The following is a 17,561-nucleotide window of genomic DNA, read 5'->3' as shown; positions in this document are numbered from 1 at the left end:
AAAAGGGCGCTAGCGCCCTTTTTTAGTTTATGAGTGGTACTTATTTGTCAGTCGTTATGGGCGCAGTGCCCTGTCGCCGCGCGCCAAACCACAAACACCAGTTCGAGAAGACTCAATAATTTCAGCGCATTGCCCCATAGTGGTTGCAAAAGCGTCGAGTTTATCCGTGGTGCCTGTAATTTCAATGGTGTAGTTATTAGCATTAACATCGACAATACGCGCGCGGAAGATATCAGCGTTTCGTTTCACTTCTGCACGTACTGATTCAGTGCGTGTTGCCACTTTAATCAACATAAGTTCGCGTTCAATGTGCGCGCCTTCAGACAAATCGACCACTTTGAGTACGTCGATAAGCTTGTTGACCTGTTTTGTGATTTGCTCAATGACCTTATCATCACCATGAGTGATGATGGTAAGACGCGACAAACTCGCATCATCCGTTGGCGCTACACAAAGCGAGTCTACGTTGTAACCGCGCTGCGAAAATACACCTACAATTCGTGAAAGTGCGCCAGGGGCGTTTTCCATTAATACTGAAATAATACGTTTCATCAGGTTCGCTCCGTCTTGCTCAAGCGCATGTCATCCATTGCGCCGTACTTAATTTGCATTGGATATACGTGTTCGTTTTGGTCTACTGCGATGTCCATGAACACCAAGCGATCTGTGTAACTGAAACATTTCTCCATAGCCGCGTCTAATTCATCTAGCTTATCTACTTTGATACCCACATGGCCATATGCTTCGGCTAACTTCACAAAATCAGGCATTGAATCCATGTACGAATGCGAGTGACGCCCTTTATAAATCATATCTTGCCACTGACGCACCATACCTAGAGCACGGTTGTTCAGTGAAATGATCTTTATAGGTAGGTTGTACTGCAAACAGGTAGACAGTTCTTGAATATTCATTTGAATACTGCCGTCACCTGTTACTACCACTGATGTTGAATTAGGGTGGGCAAACTGAACCCCCATTGCAGCAGGCAGACCAAAGCCCATCGTGCCAAGACCACCTGAGTTAATCCATTGGCGAGGCTTGTCATACGGGTAATATAAAGCAGCAAACATTTGGTGTTGCCCAACGTCTGAGCTGACATAGGCTTTCCCGTCGGTATGCTTGTACAAGGCTTCTATAACGCGCTGTGGCTTAATCACCTCTTCGCCTTGTGCATAGTTAAGGCACTGGCGAGTTCGCCATGTTTCAATCTGCTGCCACCAGTCGGCTAGTTTGTCTTTCTGACCAGACAAGTCTTTCTTGTCTACCTGTCCTAAGATTTGATCAAGAACTTTATCTACCGACCCTACTACCGGAATGTGTGCGTTAACGGTTTTAGAAATTGACGCAGGGTCGATATCAACGTGAATAATGTCAGCATGAGGACAGAACTTATCGACATTGTTCGTAACACGATCATCAAATCTCGCGCCAAGCGCAATAATGCAATCTGAGTTATGCATGGTTTTGTTTGCTTCAAGCGTACCGTGCATACCTAGCATACCGATGAACTGCTTGTGCGTTCCCGGCATAGCGCCCAGACCCATTAGGGTACAGGTCACTGGCGCATTTAACTTTTCGGCCAACTCAATCACTTTTTCAGAAGCGTCACATGCCACAGCACCGCCACCTACATAGAGTACTGGACGCTCTGCTTTAAGCAGTGACTCAACCGCTTTTTTGATTTGCTTAGGGTGGCCTTTTTCAGTTGGGTTGTACGAGCGCATGGTCACGTCGCTTGGAAACACATAAGGGTGTTCTTCTGCCACGTTTACAATATCTTTTGGTAAATCAACAACAACTGGGCCCGGACGACCGGTGTTTGCAATATAGTATGCCTTGGCAATTGCCTCAGGAATATCCACCGCACGCTTTACTAAGAAACTGTGTTTTACGATAGGACGCGAACACCCCACCATGTCAGTTTCTTGGAATGCATCTTCACCGATGTGCATTGACGGCACCTGTCCCGATAAGATAACCATTGGGATAGAGTCCATATAGGCGGTCGCTATACCCGTAATGGTATTTGTCGCGCCTGGACCTGATGTGACGAGCACTGTGCCGGTTTTGCCAGTTGAACGTGCATAACCATCCGCCATATGGGCGGCTGCCTGTTCATGACGCACGAGGACATGTTTGACATCATCTTGCGCAAATAGTGCGTCATAAATGTCTAGTACGGCACCACCTGGGTAACCGAACAAGTGTGTCACTCCTACATCTTTTAGCGCTTCTACCACCATGGCTGCGCCCGACATCATTTTCACAGTGCTTTCTCCTGTAATGGGTTGGGGTTTGTCAGCGTACGTTGACGATGCCCCGACTATAACTAAGGTAATAGGAAGATAAAACACCAAATTGCGCAAAAGTGAGATATATATCCCAATATTCGCAACAATTAGGATAAATATTTCGACTTAAGTGTAATCTTGACAAATATTAGGATATTTATTTACATCAAGTTAACAATCGAAGGGCGTCGACTTGGTGCATGGATGGTTAATCATCTAGATCGATATCTAGGTCACTGTTATCGCTTATATCGTCATCGTCGTCAACATCTTCTGCAGCTGCGCGTTTTGAACCATAAATACTGGCGGTTTTAGGGCGGTTAATACGCGCTTGATATTTGAGCCACGCTTTTTCCTGAGGCGTTGCGGGTTCGCGATGGCCTAAGGCCGATTCTAAATACTGCTGTTCATCGTCAGTTTCTGGTGTAATTTTGCCATCAACTAGCGCGGCAAACAGACTGCCATGGGCCTGTAATAGCTTCGCTTCATTAATGGAAAAATCTCCCGAACGAGCAAAACCATAGGGGTAATTTCTTTTGTCTGCAAACGGCTTTTTTGTAACTTGTTCTTTGGTGATCACCGACATCTTAACCTCTTCCACAACGATAATGTAATGTAATGAAATAGACCTTTGATCTAGCGCCTCAATCGCTTCACTCGTTATTCTTAGTTGGGTTTTGAAAAACTGTCAAACCGAAAAGCGTGCGTCGCAAAAACTTAATATAAAGGGCTGCCAACAGAACATGAATTACGCCAATAAAAAAGGCCGCTCTTTAAGCGGCCTATTCATGGTTTCTTTGTCGCCTATCGCTTTTCGCTTACCCATACAGTAATGGTTCCCTCAACCACTACCGTGCCTGAAGCATTGTACGCTTTAACCGAAATAGGTAAGTCACCTGGCTTCCATGCATCATCTGGCACTTCTGCCACACAGCGAATATCAGAATCGGCTTTAGCAGGATACTTCACTTCCATGCCCTTTGGGATCCAACGTAAATGCTTAGGAATTGACGCTTCACACATAAACCCCATCGCCATCTCAAGGCCGTTACAAATCGCGATAACGTGGACAGTGCCAATGTGGTTCTCCACGGCTTTTCGCTTTTTAATATGCACTTCGCAAAAGTTAGGCTTAATGTCAGTAATGAGTGGGGATACGGTACCAAAGTACGGTGCTCTGCGTGCGGAATACCAACTAAATAGCTTTTTCCCAAAAGGAAGTTTTATAAATTTATTGTAGGTGTTTAGTACATAGTTTTTTGACATCGGGTTCACGCTGACTTTTTAAAAGCCCCAAAAAATGAATTAATGCTTTATTTGTATTAAAGAAAGCTAGCTCAATCTGGTTAGACCAGTTATATAGCTATTAACATAATCGTTACGTGAGTACGTTGCAACAAAGAATGGGCACTTTGCTACCAACAGAAAGCTTTATGTGAAGATTGCATAAAAAAAAAAGCCCGACACGAGGCGACTCGTGTCGGGCTTTGATTTTCACTTGTTGCTGTTACATGGTGTAGTTAACACCAACGAAGTAGAACCTTCCACGCGGACCAGCCGGGCGAGAAAGCGTACCTAAGTACGGGTCTTCTTCGAACGCGTTGTTAATACCACCATAAACTTCTAGGTTATCTTTGAAGTTATAAGATAGTGAGAAGTCATGCACCACTGCAGAACCAGTGTGTGTTTGACTAATGAAGTCAGGGTTGTTCTCAATATCTTGGTTTTCTAGGCCAGGAAGTAACTGACTTCCTTCGTAACGTCCACGCCAGCCAATGACGAAATCACCAATTAGGTAATCAACGTTCATGTTAACAATCCACTCAGGACGCGTGAATGTGCCAAGTACATCTGTCACTTCGTCTGGTGCACTTACGTCGCGTACTTCATCGTTCTTCAAGAAGTTAGTACCATTGATACTAAACTCGATTCTGCCATCAGTTTCGGCAACTTTTGCTAGATCAAAGCCATAGTCAACGCGGAAATCAATACCTGACGTTTCTACAGCCGCTAGGTTGATAAAGCCTGAACGGAAGTTAGTAATAAAGCCGTTACTTGCATCCCTGTCTACCGCATCACAGAATTGGTTGTTGATGGTTGGCGCATCGACACAGTTAGATGCAATATCAAAACCTGTCAGGCTATCAATAAGACCATCGATTTGAATGTTGTAGTAATCTAGCGTTACTACAAGGCCGTCAAACAAGCCATCAAACTCACCATCTGGTCTCCAAACCGTACCCACTGTTAGCGTCTCAGCTTCTTCTGGGTCCAAATCTGGGTTACCACCTGTCGTACCTGCAACAAACGCAGATAGGAAGTTGGTTGAGTCATAGCTGCCGTCAGCCACTGCGTCACCAATTAGTGCAATACAGTTTGCTTCACGGAATTCAGAACCTGCACCAATGAAGTTTTGGTTACAAGGGTCGTCACCTGCACCCAAGGTTGCCGCAAATGTTGGCGCAAACGCCTCATTAATGTTTGGAACACGTACAGCCTCTGAATAGGTAGCGCGAACACTGAATGTTTCTACCGGCGACCACATAGAACCAACAGTCCATGCATCATGAGTGCCATATGGGTCGTAGTCAGAGCTTCTGTACGCTGCGCGAAGCTCAAGTCTTTCAGCAAAATCCATTCCTTCTAGTAAAGGAATAGTCGCTTCCATAAAGTACTCAGATACGTCGTATTCACCATCAGATGGATTGGTTGGGCCTGCTCGAGAGTCCAACTCACCAAATGTCAGGCCAAGAGCTGAAAAAGTATTTGGCGTAAATTCACTTGATTCTCTGCGCCACTCATAACCAACAGCAAAAGCAATTGGGCCTACAGGTAGCTCAAACAAGTCGGCAGATGTGCCAGAAACTACGGCAAGGAAGTTCTCTTGCACAATATCGTTTTGGTCTGTACCCGGCTGGAAGATGAAATTTGCCGCTTCTACGCTGATAGAGTCTTTACCAAATAGGTTAACTGGTACACACGAACCATCACCTGGCTGGAATGTTAAGAAGCCGAAGTTGCCGTTTACCGTTGGGAATGGTGACGTTGGTGGTAGCGCACTACTATCTAAATCAGAACGACATACCGCATTACCCGTAGCAGGGTCGATAACGGCGTCAATGGCCGCAAAGTAACGGTCTTCTATACGTTGACGGCTGGTGATGTCCGCATCAGTACGGCCATAGTTATAGAACACTTCATATTCAAGTTCTGTATTAGGAATATACCCGTCAAAACCGGTGACCACTCTGAAGGTTTTACGCTGGGCTTCTGGATTTGATGTCGCGTTGAAATCAAGCACGTCGCGAGACATCACTAGACTTACGCTTTCACCTTCAGCATCTAACTGATTAATCTGTGATAATAGCTCTGCTGGAATAAACGGGTTATCCAATGAAATAGGAATATCGTCATTGAAACCATTTACCTGATTGGTCTCTTTGGTTTCACTTTGCACAAACTTAGTATCAATGAAGAAATTCACGTATTCGTTAATTTCATAGTTTGCTACAGCTTGAACAAGGATACGTTTTGATTCAGGAAGAATAAGTTCGCTATCAGGGCTTCCAGGTACGCCGTCACCGCCACTTGCGTCAAAGGCACCGATATAAACATCGCCCGGGTTATAAGGTCTTAAACCGTTGTCACCGACAACTTGGCACGTAGGGATCATAGATGCGCCAATTGTCGAGCAGCCTAGTGTACCGCCAGAACCTGCTACATCACCAAACGCGCTGTAGGTTAATGAGATAACACCGCGGTCACTTGAAATTGGAAGACGGTAGTCAGGAACCCACGTGTTAGCAAAACGAGAGTCAATACCGAAAGCCGTTTGTGTTGCTGAAGTGTTTGCAACTCGTCTAAACAAGCCCGAGCCTGCAAAATCTCTATCACGCGCAAAAACAGGGCTTGTTTCTTGGTACTCTATAGCGAAAACTAAGTCGCCCTTGTCTGTTGAAAAACCATTTGCTATTGAAAGGAAAAACTCATTGGCGTCCATTTCATCGCTTACACCAGATTGTGTACGCACTTCTAAGCCGTCGAAAGACGCACCGCTTCGCATATTGAAGTTAACAACACCTGTCACAGCGTCTGCACCGTAAACCGCTGATGCACCACCAGTAAGCACTTCAACGTTACGCATTAACGCGGTTGAAATTGTGTTTACGTCAACAGAACCCGTACCTTCAATACCCGATACATGACGACGTCCATTTTCCATTACAAGGGTGCGTTCACTGCCTAAGTTTCTTAGGTTTAGTAAGCTAGCACCTAGTGGCGTTCCGTTAAACGCAGAAAATGAACCCGGCAATGATGCTTGTAGCTGAGGCGATTCACGAAGCATAGCACCAAGGTCAATTTGACCAGATGTTTTAATATCACCCGCGCCAATAGCCAATACTGGGCTTGCCGCTTCTAAAGAAGAGTCTTGTGCCACACGAGAACCTGTGACAACCACTTTCTCAACGTCTTTTTCATCAACAGTGGTGTCTTCTTGAGCGTTTACTACGCCCGAATTAAGCGCGAGTGCTGATGCTACAGCACACGCAAGTGCGGTAACATTGTTTCGCTTCGATAAATCAAAAGCCATGTGTGTTTCTCCAAGTCATTTTGTTTTATGCCCCATCACTCTTGTTGGTGACTTCGCGGGAGGATTTGTGTTTATTTTTTATTCACTTATAGTGCGCCATAAAAGTGCAACGTTCAATACTTACTCGCTGTACCTTATGTACTCTTTGGCAATCATCTGCAAACTCTGCAAACTACGTGCCTAGCAAACTGACAAAAATGGCCGTCTACGCCGCTAAAAAACAGCGCATTATGCATAATTACCCAGCAAAATCTATTTAATATTCAAAAAAACCATCAAACACAGTTCGATCGCACAACAATTGTGCAGCACCGCAATAGTGCACCCCCTCCCCCTGATTGCTTTAGCACCTAGATAGAGAGACAGCAGGGGCAACAGGCTGGAATAACAGCGCTCAGATTTTAAAAAAAATAGCACCAAATCCGTGCAGACAGAAAGTGAATAAATAACCACGAACCATTCAACTAAGTGAATAAAACGGGTTTGATGCAGGCTATTTACCTTTTGTGAGGCGCTTGTTGATGTAGTGGTTTATGTTGCCAAATTCGGTACAAACCACTGAGCCTTTAGGAGGTAAAACATCATCACCTGATGTAGCAGGAAAATCTCGGTCCACGTATCACAGTTGACCGTTATTTCTATCGATGCTCTTAATAGCTCATCGCTCGTCAACGGCAATACCTTTCTTTGCCTTTGAGGTGCTGCAGAAGAAGTAGGTAATGCAGATAGCGCTTCCCTGTTTAAGTTGTCTATATAGGTTTGTGTGGCTTTTTTTATGTTGTCGATGCTATGCACCGAAGATGACGATGTAGAAGATGGAAGAGCACCTGACAAAGGCAGCTCTCTTTCAGATGAGTGATTTTCAACAGGTGCACTGGCAACCTTTTTTGCGCCGTCAATTGTCTGGCTAGACTCAACCTTCGCTCTGGCAGCTACATTTAAAGTAGAGTCTTGATTGCTAATATTTCTGGTGGCAGTAGCTCGACTTTGTGCCTTACCAGTGAAAAGCAACGTATTTGACAGTGCCCTTTCACTCCACAGCACGGCTTTTATAGGTTCTAACAAGGGTTTCGGCTGGTCTTGCACTATTTCTTTTACAGAGTAGCTAACAATAAGAGCAAGCAAAAGATGACAAGTCACCGATACGCTTGCTGGTTTTAATGTACCGCGGTGAATGCGCTCATCGACGTAATGGTGTTCGTCTACGCGTGAGGTAATATCAGCATAAACAGCATTGTCGATATTAATGCTGTCGTGCAAAACAATACGTTCAGCCACATGAAATAGTCCCTTATGCAATATCATTATTGAGCACAGCACAGAGTATAAGTTCCGCAGTGGGGGACGGTTTCTTTACAATATGTTTGAAGATTTGGAGTGGGAAACGAGAATTGCTGACTCGTTGTGAAGCAACTGGCCGACACTCAGTCGCGGACCATTCGAGGGGTCGCATAAAACACAAATGTGTAAGCTTGATACTGAAATGGTGTTTGAAAATTTGGAGCGGGAAACGAGAATCGCAACTGGCCGACATTCGGTCGCGGGCCCTTCGAGGGGTCGCATAAAACACAAATGTGTAAGCTTGATACTGAAACGGTGTTTGAAAATTTGGAGCGGGAAACGAGATTCGAACTCGCGACCCCGACCTTGGCAAGGTCGTGCTCTACCAACTGAGCTATTCCCGCATAGAGTCGATGCTTAGCATCTTTTTGACAATCTGACTAGACGTCAGATTTAAATTTGGAGCGGGAAACGAGATTTGCCAACTGGCCGACACTCGGTCGCGGGCCCACAAGGGGTCGCGCTCTTCACGCCCACTGAAAGTAAAATTTACTATCAGGTTTGAAATTTGGAGCGGGAAACGAGATTCGAACTCGCGACCCCGACCTTGGCAAGGTCGTGCTCTACCAACTGAGCTATTCCCGCAACAAAAGAGGTACTTCGTTTGAAGTGGTGCGCATTTTACAAAAATTTTTGACTAACGCAACCATTAATTACACTTTTTTTGCACCTCGATGTTCGAATGCTTAAATCGTAAACACTTTCTCACGATAATAGCGCATTTCTTCAATAGACTCGCGAATATCATCAAGCGCCAAGTGCACGCCTTTCTTTTTGAATCCATCAAGAATTTCTGGTTTCCAGCGCTTTGTGAGCTCTTTAATCGTACTAACGTCGATGCTGCGGTAATGAAAATACTCTTCTAGCTCTGGCATGTATTTCACCATAAAGCGGCGATCTTGCCCTATTGTATTACCACAAAGCGGTGATTTACCTAGCATCAACCCATTGCTCTAAAAATGCGATAGTCTGTTGAGCGGCCTGCGCTTCATCAACAGTACTTGCTCTGCAGCGGTCAGTTAGCCCACTTTCTCCATGCACACGTGTGCACCACTCATCCATATTGTCTAAAACGCTGTCCGGTTGATACACCGCGATAACAGGCCCTTCAGCTAAAATATTCAACTGTGCATCTGTCACTATGGTGGCTATTTCCATGACCACGCAAGTCTCTGGGTCAAGCCCGGTCATTTCCATGTCAATCCACACTAGGTTGCTATCATGTTTACTCATTGTGTTCCTCTTTGCGCTACAGACATGGCAACCATGCCCTACAAACGGTATTATTGACATAGTATACGTGAACTAGAAAAGAATCGTGGCGAAAAAACCAAAACTTACACAACGACAAAAACGCCAAGTTGCGGCGAATAGAAGCAAGCGCTTACGCGAGAAACACGCATCGAAAAATGCGGTAAACTTTGACGAAAGTGCACTTGAAAGTGGCACAGTAACCTACCGCTTCGGTAAACATGCCGATGTTGAAGACGCGCAAGGCGTGGTATCTCGCTGCCATATTCGTCGTACCGTCGACTCCGTTGTGTGTGGTGACAAGGTTCTATTTAGTAAAGGTGATGATGCAGAATCTGGCGTTAGTGGCGTTATTGAAATTGTAAACGACAGACATTCTGTGCTGACTCGTCCGGACTATTACGACGGCATTAAACCTATTGCAGCCAATATTGACCGAATCATTGTTGTAAGCGCCATACTTCCCTCACTGTCTTTGAATATTATCGACCGTTATCTGGTTGCGTGTGAAGATATTGGCATTACCCCACTTATTGTCTTAAACAAAGTGGAGCTTTTAAGTGATGATGAACGCGAAACGGTTAAAGGCCAACTGAAAACGTATGAAGCGTTGGGCTATGAAGTGCTCTTCACCAGCTGTAAAACGGGCGAAGGTATTGATGCGTTAAACGACTATCTTAACGACAATATTAGTGTTTTTGTTGGACAATCAGGCGTAGGAAAATCTAGCTTAATCAACCAAGTGCTGCCTGACGCGGATGAATTGACCGGGGAAATTTCTGATAACTCGGGCCTAGGCCAACACACTACAACAGCAGCAAAACTATTGCATTTACCGCGGGCGGTGACCTAATCGACTCGCCCGGAGTACGCGAATTTGGCCTGTGGCATATACCTACCGAGCGCATTACTTGGGGTTTTAAAGAGTTTAGGGATTATCTTGGTGGCTGTAAGTTCAGAGACTGTAAGCATCTTAATGACCCTGGCTGTTTGCTAAGAGAAGCCGTCGAGGAAGGCAAAATCAGCGCCGAGCGCTTTGAAAGCTACCATAGAATTCTTACAACAATGGAAGAGCAACGCCCTAGCCATAGCCAACCACCTGGTGCGTAGCGCATTCTTTGCTAAACATACGCTGCTTATAGCTAATTTGTCGTATCCATAATGTTAAAGTTGCCCGAAGCCTCTTCAGTTAAGGTACAATTGCTCGGGTAAAAGAAATGGAGATATTTTGTGTTAGATTGGCTTAAAGTTAATTTACAGTACGTTACCCCAAAGCATTTGCTGTCTCGCCTTGTTGGCAAGCTTGCTGAAGCTGAAATGGGCAGTGTTACCACTTTTTTCATCAAGACGTTTATCAAGCAATACAACGTCGATATGTCCGAAGCGCTGTACGAAGACCCTACCCATTATCGTAGCTTTAACGCGTTTTTTACGCGCCCATTAAAGCCTGATGTGCGCACCATTGATGACAATGAAAATGTACTTATACATGCTGTAGATGGCACGGTAAGCCAGTTTGGTGATATTAATAGCGACAGTATCTTTCAGGCAAAAGGCCATGATTTCAGCCTTACCACTTTATTAGGCGGCAAGCCTGAAGTCGCAGCACCGTTCAAAAACGGTAAGTTTGCAACTATCTATCTTGCCCCGCGCGATTACCATCGTATTCATATGCCTGTTGAAGGCACGCTAACCGACATGATTTATGTACCAGGTGAACTGTTTTCAGTAAATCCGCTGACTGCGCAAAATATCCCCGGCCTTTTCGCACGAAACGAGCGCGTTGTTGCACTTTTTGATACACCAGTGGGTAAAATGGCCATGGTGCTTGTAGGTGCCACCATCGTTGCAAGTATTGAAACCGTGTGGTCTGGTACGGTAACACCTCCTGCAGGTCAAAATGTGCAGCATTGGTCTTACGAAAAAGACAGTGAAGCAGCGGTTAAGCTTGAGAAGGGCGCGGAACTTGGACGTTTCAAACTTGGCTCGACCATTGTTGTGTGTTTTGAAAAGGACATGATTGAGTTTGAAGACATGGCGCCAGGCATGGTGACACGACTGGGTGTCCCGATGGCAAATATGCTAAATGTATCAGGTGATTCTGAGACTGACTCTTTATCAAAAGACAATTCGGCAGAGGACGCTAACAGCTAATTTATGGATGCTGTTAAAAAAAGCCTAATATCGCTTCACTTAACGGTGATCTTACTTGGTGGCACGGCGCTTTTTTCACAGCTTGTGCCATTGAGTGCTAGTGACATCACGCTTGTACGCTCTGTATTTGCTTGCATTGCGCTGTTTGCTTTTCTCAAGCTTGCCAAAAACAAAATTACGCTTAATTCCAAGAAAGACTACACTGTAGCCTTCGGATTAGGTGTATTAATGGCGCTTCACTGGGTCACCTACTTTGCCGCCATGCAATATGCAGGGGTATCTGTGGGTATGATAGCGCTATTTACCTTCCCGGTAATTACTGTACTTATTGAGCCGTTTTTTGAGCGCGTACGCCTTGTTTGGCAAGACATAGTCTCAACACTAACGGTTATTTTCGGTGTATATTTAATTGTGCCGGAAACGTCTTTGGAAAATGACGTTACCCTTGGGGTGCTTATCGGCATTGTGTCTGCAGTGCTGTACTCATTTCGAAACCTCATACATCGCAAACATTTTAAACATTACAGCGGCGCGCAAGCGATGGCGTGGCAAACCCTTGTGATCGCACTTATTTTGCTTCCCTTTGGCAGCGAGCGTATTTCCAATGCTTCAACAGAAGCTTGGTTAATGCTGCTTTTACTTGGTACGGTTTTTACTGCACTACCCCATGCATTAATTGCGGCCAGCCTTCGTCATTTACGGGCAAAAACCTTTTCACTTATTGCTTGTATGCAGCCGCTCTATGGCGTATTCCTAGCAATATTACTGCTCGACGAAACGCCTACACTTAGCGCGCTTATTGGAGGCATATTGATAACCTCGGCGTCGGTTTACGAGACCCTCAATACCCACAAGCTTCACAGTAACACTTCAGATTGAGGCAATAGACCATGCGCATCTATGCTCACCGAGGTGCTAGTAAACAAGCCCCTGAGAACTCACTAAAAGCGTTTAGACTCGCATTCGAACAGCAAGCTGACGGTATTGAGTTTGATGTCTATCAACATGACAGTGGCATTATAGTGTTTCACGATAGAATGCTTGTTCGTCGAACAAAGAAGGATGGGTATTTGCTCGATACACCATGGTCAGTTCTAAGCACACTGGATATTGGTGACGGAGAGCATATACCTACACTCGCTGACACGCTCAACACGGTTCCAAACGACAAATGGTGCAATATAGAAATCAAACACCTCGTCAACATTGAACATTGGGTAAACGACGTTAAACGTGCTGTAGCCGCAAGCCAAGTTGACCTAACTAGGGTATTAATCTCATCGTTTAACCATCATTGGCTCAAAGATATAAAAGCACTGTGGCCTGAGGTGAAAATTGGCGCCCTATCGGCAAGTTATGAATTAGACTGCACCGCAAGTGCCCGCGCATTGCATGCATACTCGGTTAACATTGCGCTAGATGCTGTTGATAAGTCATTTGTCGAAACGGTGCTTGATGCAGGCTTTAGTGTTTACGTGTATACGGTGGACGAACCCCGTGACATTTTAATGCTGGCTGATTGGGGTGTAACGGGTATTTTTACGAACGTGCCAGATACCGCGCGCCAAGTCCTCGCAACGCACTTGCCGTGACAGCACTGAAGCGCTACCACAACGCTTTATTTTAGCTCGGTAGAAAGGTGCTCTGAAAAAACGGTATTTTTGCAGCATTTGCACTGGCGACACAAACGCATGTTGACCCAATGCCCTGCCACAATCAACAAAGCGCCAAGCGCAATGGTAAAAGGCTCAAACTCGTGGCCGAAAATATCTTTAAACCAATAAATGACTCCCCCTGAGAACAAGAGAGCCAATGGATAAAACTTTCCATGATAACGCAGTGCACCGCCTAAAAGTGCGACAGCACCCACTATTATGGAGAAGGTTAAAATAGTACGTTCAAACCACGCTTGCGCAAAAAAACTAGAGCCTATAAGAGGGAGTAAAGGAATAAGTACGGGCAATGCAAGACAATGCAACGCGCACAAGCTCGACACCCAAATGCCAAGTTTGTCTAGTTTTGTTGGATTATCTTCGATTGGCTTCATTACCGTGGTTACCGATGCTTCTATAGAGACGTTATATTATAGCAAACTCACTCTGAATGAAAAACGTCCCTTCATTAATTTTTTAATCTGAGCGAGAAGAAAATAGACTAATTAGTTAGCGCTTCGCTTTGCTCACTCACACTAAGTCGCGTGAGTGATTAACCGTATTAGGGTTTATTCGTTTGGCGCTGAAACTGATAAATCAGGAACGCCTGATGCTGCCAGTGCCTGCGTAGACTCGGATGCAGGTGAGAAATAGTCTGCAACGGATATGAGGTTAAACCCCTCACTTTCAAGGGTTGGAAGGTGCTCTTGCAAAAACGCAATGGTTTGAGGATGTGGATGACCTATGACCACCACTTGCCCTTTTTTCTTTGCAATTCGCTTCATTCGATTAAATTGACGAAGCAAAAAATCATCTGACAGTTCATGGTCTAAAAAGACCTGTCGACTTACACTAGGAACTCCAATTCGCTGAGCAACTTGCTCACCCTTAGTAAGCACGGTTGTGCGACTATCAACAAAAAATAGTCCCTGACGCTTTATTTCTTTCATCAGGGTTTCCATTGCTTGTTCTTGGCCTGTAAACGCACTGCCCATGTGATTATTAACACCAATGGCATTGGGTACGCTTTTTATTGCGCGACGAAGCGTGTGTGTAATTGCCCCTGCATACATATCTGTAGACAAACCCAAAGGCCCCATATGCAAATCTTTTTGCGACTGCATGGGCATGTGCAGCATAACAGCACGGCCTTCTTGTTCAGCGCGTCTTGCAATATCGCTGGCTAACGGCGTTTGGGGCAGTATAGAGAATGTTATTTCTTTGGGGAGAGAAAAAGCAGCGACATCGGATGGCCTATATCCTAGGTCATCTAAAATTATAATAATGTCGGACTTAGCCATTACAGCTTGGCATACTAGCCCGTTTAGCACACACAACAGGCTTATTATTATAAGACGCAAGCGCATCTACAATTATCCATTTATTTATCGTTCTTTTTATGTCGGACGGTTAATACCGCCAGTGGTCAACAGTTTGCCTTAGCGCTTGGCAATATTGTTCGTTGATCACGCTTTAAAATAAGAATACCAACTAATGCGACAGTTTCAACTAATTGCCTCGATTATTCCCCCTGCTAAGTATTCAATAATCAAAACTACTTAAACCAAGTGCGTGGATTAAGTGCTTTACCTTTATGACGAATCTCAAAATACAAATTAGGATATTCTTGACCGCCACTACGTCCAACCAAAGCGATACGCTCACCGCCTCTCACTTCATCACCCACTTGCTTTAACAACGCTTGGTTATGACCGTATACGCTCATGTAGCCTTCGCCATGGTCGATTATTGAAACTAGGCCGAAACCTCGAAGCCAATCTGCATAGAGTACTCTGCCTGGCGCGATAGTCGTGACAGGGTCGCCTTCTGCTCCATCAATAATAATACCTTTCCAGCGCACTTGACCTTGGCGTCTGTTTCCAAACAAATTTCTCACTCTGCCGTCAACTAGCGTAGTCAGCTTTCCTTTTAACTTAGCAAGCCCATCAAGCGACACCTTAGCTTCTCTTGCAGCTCGCTCAGCGGCAATTCGAGCTGCCTCAATCGCATTTTTTAGCGCTTGTTCATCGGCTTGCAGCGATGCTATTTTTTGGTTCTCACTTGCAATGGTCTTGTTAATTTTCTTTAGCGTATTCTTTCTATCGTCTTGACGGGTAACAAGTACAGCACGCTGATTTTCTTGATCTTTCTGTAGACTTAACAGGGATTGTGCTTTTTCTACGAGCGCCTCGTTGACCTCCTCAAGCCTCGCCACATTGTCGCGAAAGCTTTCGATTTCTTTTTGACGCGCCTTAGCAACATATTGATAGTAGGTAATTACACGTTCAAAATTGCGTGCATCCTCTTGGTAGAAAAGCATTTTGGCATAGTCATAATGCCCTGCCATAAACGCACTTTTAAGCTGGCTAGAGAGTAAAGATTGCTGCTTTCTAATTGCGGTTTTCAGTTCGCTTTGTTCATTTTGCAAGACGGACTGTTCTTGTTTAACGCTATCGAGGTTTTGTTTGGTTATTGCTAGCGCCTTAGCCACCTTTGCAATTTCTAACTCCGATGCTTTTAGAACGTTTTCTAGCTCTTGCGCACTGGCTTTACTATTTTCTAATACCTGTTGACGCGCTCGCAACTCGGCCTGAAGTTCCGCTAGCTTTTCGCGCTGTTCTGAAGAATTATCATCCTGCGCTAACAAATGGCCACTAAACGCAGTTAGTACCAGCATAAATAATGCCGTAGCTAGTGCGACTATCGGGCGATAAAACGTCATTACAGATAACTACCTTTCGTTTTAAACTCTTGATTATTGTTCACGATGTTGCGCGCTTTCATCTAGTACGCTGAGTTACGAACTATGCTGCGCGCTATATCACGTCTCAGTGTATCTGAGCCCACTTCAGATGCCCAGTTGAATTTGGCCGTAATATCAATCATCTAACGTTATTCGATTAATGTGTTGTAGATGCAAGCCATAGCAGGCTGGTTTCTCGCCGAGTTTTCTATATACTTTGCACTCTTTTTACGGTCTGTAGACAGGGTTAGAGGTAATGGATCAACTAATTGAATTTGCTGGCAACAACATTGTACTTGCTGGTATTTGGGTTGCGCTGGTTGCCATGTTGATATTTAGCTATATCAGTGCATGGACATCTTCGGTTAAAGAATTAAGCACACATGAAGCAACGCTTCTAATGAACAAAGACGATGCCATTGTGCTTGATATGCGCCCTGCAAAAGAGTTTAAGGCGGGTCACATCTTAGGTGCGCGTCAGATAAAACCAGAAGAATTACGCGAGAAAAACTTTAAGAAACTTGAAAACAGTAAAGACAAACCCATTATCGTAGTATGCGCTATGGGTAATCAAGCTCGTGGGACAGCAAATGCGATGCTTAAAGACGGCTTCGCGAATGTGAATGTATTAAAGGGCGGTATGAACGCATGGCAAAGCGCCAGCCTTCCCGTCTCTAAATAACAGGTAACCTTTATGAGCAAAGTTGAACTTTACACCAAGGGCCATTGCCCATATTGCCATCGCGCAAAGGCGTTATTGACGCAAAAGGGCGTAGAATTTATCGAGTATCCCATTGATATCAAACCCGAGCTTCGCGACGAGATGATTGATCGCGCGAATGGCGGCTGGACTGTTCCACAAATTTTCATCGATGATCAGCACGTTGGCGGCTGCGATGATATGATGGCCTTGGAAGCGCAAAGTAAACTAGATCCCATGCTGGGTCTTGCTTAAACGCGTCAGCGCATACAGCAACGCACTACATTAAATAAAACGACAATTAAATAGGAAATACCATGGCTGACGAGAATCAGACAAACAACGGCGAAGCAGCTGCAGCACAACCTCAACAAGGGCCGCAGTTCAACATTCAACGCATCTACACAAAAGACATTTCTTTTGAATCACCGAATGCGCCAGCTATTTACATGAAAGAGTGGAAGCCAGAGATCAAACTTGATATTGATACTGCCACTCACAAACTTGAAGAAAACGTGTTTGAAGTTGTGCTTTCAGTGACAGTAACAGCTTCTCTTGGCGAAGAAACAGCATTCCTTTGTGAAGTACAACAGGCAGGTATTTTTGCTCTAGGCGAGATGCCAGATCAGGCAAAAGCCCACACGCTTGGCTCATTCTGCCCGAACATGCTTTTCCCATATGCGCGTGAAGCAATTTCTAACTTGGTTAACCGTGGTACCTTCCCTCCACTTAACCTTGCGCCAGTTAACTTTGACGCAATCTTCGCGGCTTACGTGCAAAAACGTGCACAACAAGCACAAGGCGAAGCGCCAAAAATGGACGCCTAATTAGGTGA

At 44.9% G+C, this 17,561-nt stretch carries 15 protein-coding genes, 2 tRNA genes and 2 pseudogenes; 7 read left to right on the top strand and 12 right to left on the bottom strand.

Annotated features, from left to right (window positions below):
- Positions 1–54: 54 nt before the first annotated feature.
- The 9 genes and pseudogenes from ilvN to orn all read right to left on the bottom strand — a co-directional run bounded on the left by ilvN (position 55) and on the right by orn (position 9,459).
- Positions 55–552 (bottom strand): acetolactate synthase small subunit, encoded by a 498-nt coding sequence (ilvN, locus tag V6N89_RS02260; protein WP_338519939.1) that lies wholly within the window; start codon positions 550–552, stop codon positions 55–57.
- Positions 552–2,270: an acetolactate synthase 3 large subunit gene (locus V6N89_RS02255; RefSeq protein ID WP_346993349.1), complete on the bottom strand. Its 1,719-nt coding sequence runs from the start codon at positions 2,268–2,270 to the stop codon at positions 552–554. The genes ilvN and V6N89_RS02255 overlap by 1 nt, the downstream gene beginning before the upstream one ends.
- 232 nt (positions 2,271–2,502) lie before the next feature.
- Positions 2,503–2,880 carry a DUF413 domain-containing protein gene (gene maoP, locus V6N89_RS02250; protein ID WP_338519938.1) on the bottom strand — a complete coding sequence of 126 codons (378 nt, stop codon included), beginning with the start codon at positions 2,878–2,880 and terminating at the stop codon, positions 2,503–2,505.
- A 218-nt stretch (positions 2,881–3,098) separates the two neighbouring features.
- Entirely contained in the window at positions 3,099–3,560 is a 462-nt protein-coding gene (locus tag V6N89_RS02245; protein WP_338519937.1) for a hotdog fold domain-containing protein, read from the bottom strand.
- Between the two features lie 241 nt (positions 3,561–3,801).
- Complete coding sequence (locus tag V6N89_RS02240) at positions 3,802–6,885, bottom strand: TonB-dependent receptor domain-containing protein (protein WP_346993348.1); 3,084 nt, start codon at positions 6,883–6,885, stop codon at positions 3,802–3,804.
- A 531-nt stretch (positions 6,886–7,416) separates the two neighbouring features.
- A complete protein-coding gene (locus V6N89_RS02235) occupies positions 7,417–8,163 on the bottom strand; it encodes a hypothetical protein (RefSeq protein ID WP_338519932.1) in 747 nt (248 codons plus the stop codon).
- Positions 8,164–8,494: 331 nt separating this feature from the next.
- Positions 8,495–8,570: transfer RNA gene (locus V6N89_RS02230), tRNA-Gly, on the bottom strand.
- Positions 8,571–8,735: 165 nt separating this feature from the next.
- Positions 8,736–8,811: transfer RNA gene (locus V6N89_RS02225), tRNA-Gly, on the bottom strand.
- A 101-nt stretch (positions 8,812–8,912) separates the two neighbouring features.
- A pseudogene (orn, locus tag V6N89_RS02220) lies at positions 8,913–9,459 on the bottom strand (oligoribonuclease).
- 85 nt (positions 9,460–9,544) lie between these two features.
- Between orn and rsgA the strand changes: the two are divergent.
- The 4 genes and pseudogenes from rsgA to V6N89_RS02200 all read left to right on the top strand — a co-directional run bounded on the left by rsgA (position 9,545) and on the right by V6N89_RS02200 (position 13,223).
- A pseudogene (gene rsgA / locus V6N89_RS02215) lies at positions 9,545–10,587 on the top strand (small ribosomal subunit biogenesis GTPase RsgA).
- A gap of 120 nt (positions 10,588–10,707) precedes the next feature.
- The gene (gene asd / locus V6N89_RS02210) at positions 10,708–11,631 is read left to right on the top strand and encodes an archaetidylserine decarboxylase (protein ID WP_338519931.1); all 924 of its coding nucleotides are present in this window, start codon (positions 10,708–10,710) and stop codon (positions 11,629–11,631) included.
- Between the two features lie 3 nt (positions 11,632–11,634).
- Positions 11,635–12,510: a DMT family transporter gene (locus V6N89_RS02205; protein ID WP_338519930.1), complete on the top strand. Its 876-nt coding sequence runs from the start codon at positions 11,635–11,637 to the stop codon at positions 12,508–12,510.
- Between the two features lie 11 nt (positions 12,511–12,521).
- Positions 12,522–13,223 carry a glycerophosphodiester phosphodiesterase gene (locus V6N89_RS02200; RefSeq protein ID WP_338519929.1) on the top strand — a complete coding sequence of 234 codons (702 nt, stop codon included), beginning with the start codon at positions 12,522–12,524 and terminating at the stop codon, positions 13,221–13,223.
- A gap of 26 nt (positions 13,224–13,249) precedes the next feature.
- Here the strand turns inward: V6N89_RS02200 and V6N89_RS02195 are convergent, their stop codons facing one another.
- From V6N89_RS02195 to V6N89_RS02185, 3 genes are all read right to left on the bottom strand, one after another.
- On the bottom strand, positions 13,250–13,678 hold the full coding sequence (locus V6N89_RS02195; protein WP_338519928.1) for a MerC domain-containing protein: 429 nt from the start codon (positions 13,676–13,678) through the stop codon (positions 13,250–13,252).
- 174 nt (positions 13,679–13,852) lie between these two features.
- Positions 13,853–14,584 carry a divergent polysaccharide deacetylase family protein gene (locus V6N89_RS02190; RefSeq protein ID WP_338519927.1) on the bottom strand — a complete coding sequence of 244 codons (732 nt, stop codon included), beginning with the start codon at positions 14,582–14,584 and terminating at the stop codon, positions 13,853–13,855.
- Positions 14,585–14,838: 254 nt separating this feature from the next.
- The gene (locus tag V6N89_RS02185; protein ID WP_346993771.1) at positions 14,839–15,960 is read right to left on the bottom strand and encodes a murein hydrolase activator EnvC family protein; all 1,122 of its coding nucleotides are present in this window, start codon (positions 15,958–15,960) and stop codon (positions 14,839–14,841) included.
- Positions 15,961–16,282: 322 nt separating this feature from the next.
- On the opposite strand from V6N89_RS02185, the gene V6N89_RS02180 reads away from it, so the two are divergent.
- The 3 genes from V6N89_RS02180 to secB all read left to right on the top strand — a co-directional run bounded on the left by V6N89_RS02180 (position 16,283) and on the right by secB (position 17,553).
- The gene (locus V6N89_RS02180; RefSeq protein WP_338519926.1) at positions 16,283–16,708 is read left to right on the top strand and encodes a rhodanese-like domain-containing protein; all 426 of its coding nucleotides are present in this window, start codon (positions 16,283–16,285) and stop codon (positions 16,706–16,708) included.
- 12 nt (positions 16,709–16,720) lie between these two features.
- Positions 16,721–16,981: a glutaredoxin 3 gene (gene grxC, locus V6N89_RS02175; protein ID WP_338519925.1), complete on the top strand. Its 261-nt coding sequence runs from the start codon at positions 16,721–16,723 to the stop codon at positions 16,979–16,981.
- Positions 16,982–17,043: 62 nt separating this feature from the next.
- Positions 17,044–17,553, top strand: coding sequence for a protein-export chaperone SecB (secB, locus tag V6N89_RS02170; RefSeq protein ID WP_338519924.1), 510 nt, complete (start codon positions 17,044–17,046; stop codon positions 17,551–17,553).
- Positions 17,554–17,561 lie beyond the last annotated feature (8 nt).

Source organism: Alteromonas gracilis (genome assembly GCF_036870955.2).
GTDB lineage: Bacteria > Pseudomonadota > Gammaproteobacteria > Enterobacterales > Alteromonadaceae > Alteromonas > Alteromonas gracilis_A.
The sequence above is the reverse complement of the archived record's forward strand: the minus strand, read 5'-3'. Positions and strand labels throughout refer to the sequence as shown.

Coding starts and splice junctions, on each gene's coding strand:
- ilvN (WP_338519939.1), bottom strand. CDS start 552: ATGAAACGTATTATTTCAGTATTAATGGAAAACGCCCCTGGCGCACTT.
- maoP (WP_338519938.1), bottom strand. CDS start 2,880: ATGTCGGTGATCACCAAAGAACAAGTTACAAAAAAGCCGTTTGCAGAC.
- V6N89_RS02245 (WP_338519937.1), bottom strand. CDS start 3,560: ATGTCAAAAAACTATGTACTAAACACCTACAATAAATTTATAAAACTT.
- V6N89_RS02240 (WP_346993348.1), bottom strand. CDS start 6,885: ATGGCTTTTGATTTATCGAAGCGAAACAATGTTACCGCACTTGCGTGT.
- V6N89_RS02205 (WP_338519930.1), top strand. CDS start 11,635: ATGGATGCTGTTAAAAAAAGCCTAATATCGCTTCACTTAACGGTGATC.
- V6N89_RS02200 (WP_338519929.1), top strand. CDS start 12,522: ATGCGCATCTATGCTCACCGAGGTGCTAGTAAACAAGCCCCTGAGAAC.
- V6N89_RS02195 (WP_338519928.1), bottom strand. CDS start 13,678: ATGAAGCCAATCGAAGATAATCCAACAAAACTAGACAAACTTGGCATT.
- V6N89_RS02190 (WP_338519927.1), bottom strand. CDS start 14,584: ATGGCTAAGTCCGACATTATTATAATTTTAGATGACCTAGGATATAGG.
- V6N89_RS02185 (WP_346993771.1), bottom strand. CDS start 15,960: ATGCTGGTACTAACTGCGTTTAGTGGCCATTTGTTAGCGCAGGATGAT.
- V6N89_RS02180 (WP_338519926.1), top strand. CDS start 16,283: ATGGATCAACTAATTGAATTTGCTGGCAACAACATTGTACTTGCTGGT.
- grxC (WP_338519925.1), top strand. CDS start 16,721: ATGAGCAAAGTTGAACTTTACACCAAGGGCCATTGCCCATATTGCCAT.
- secB (WP_338519924.1), top strand. CDS start 17,044: ATGGCTGACGAGAATCAGACAAACAACGGCGAAGCAGCTGCAGCACAA.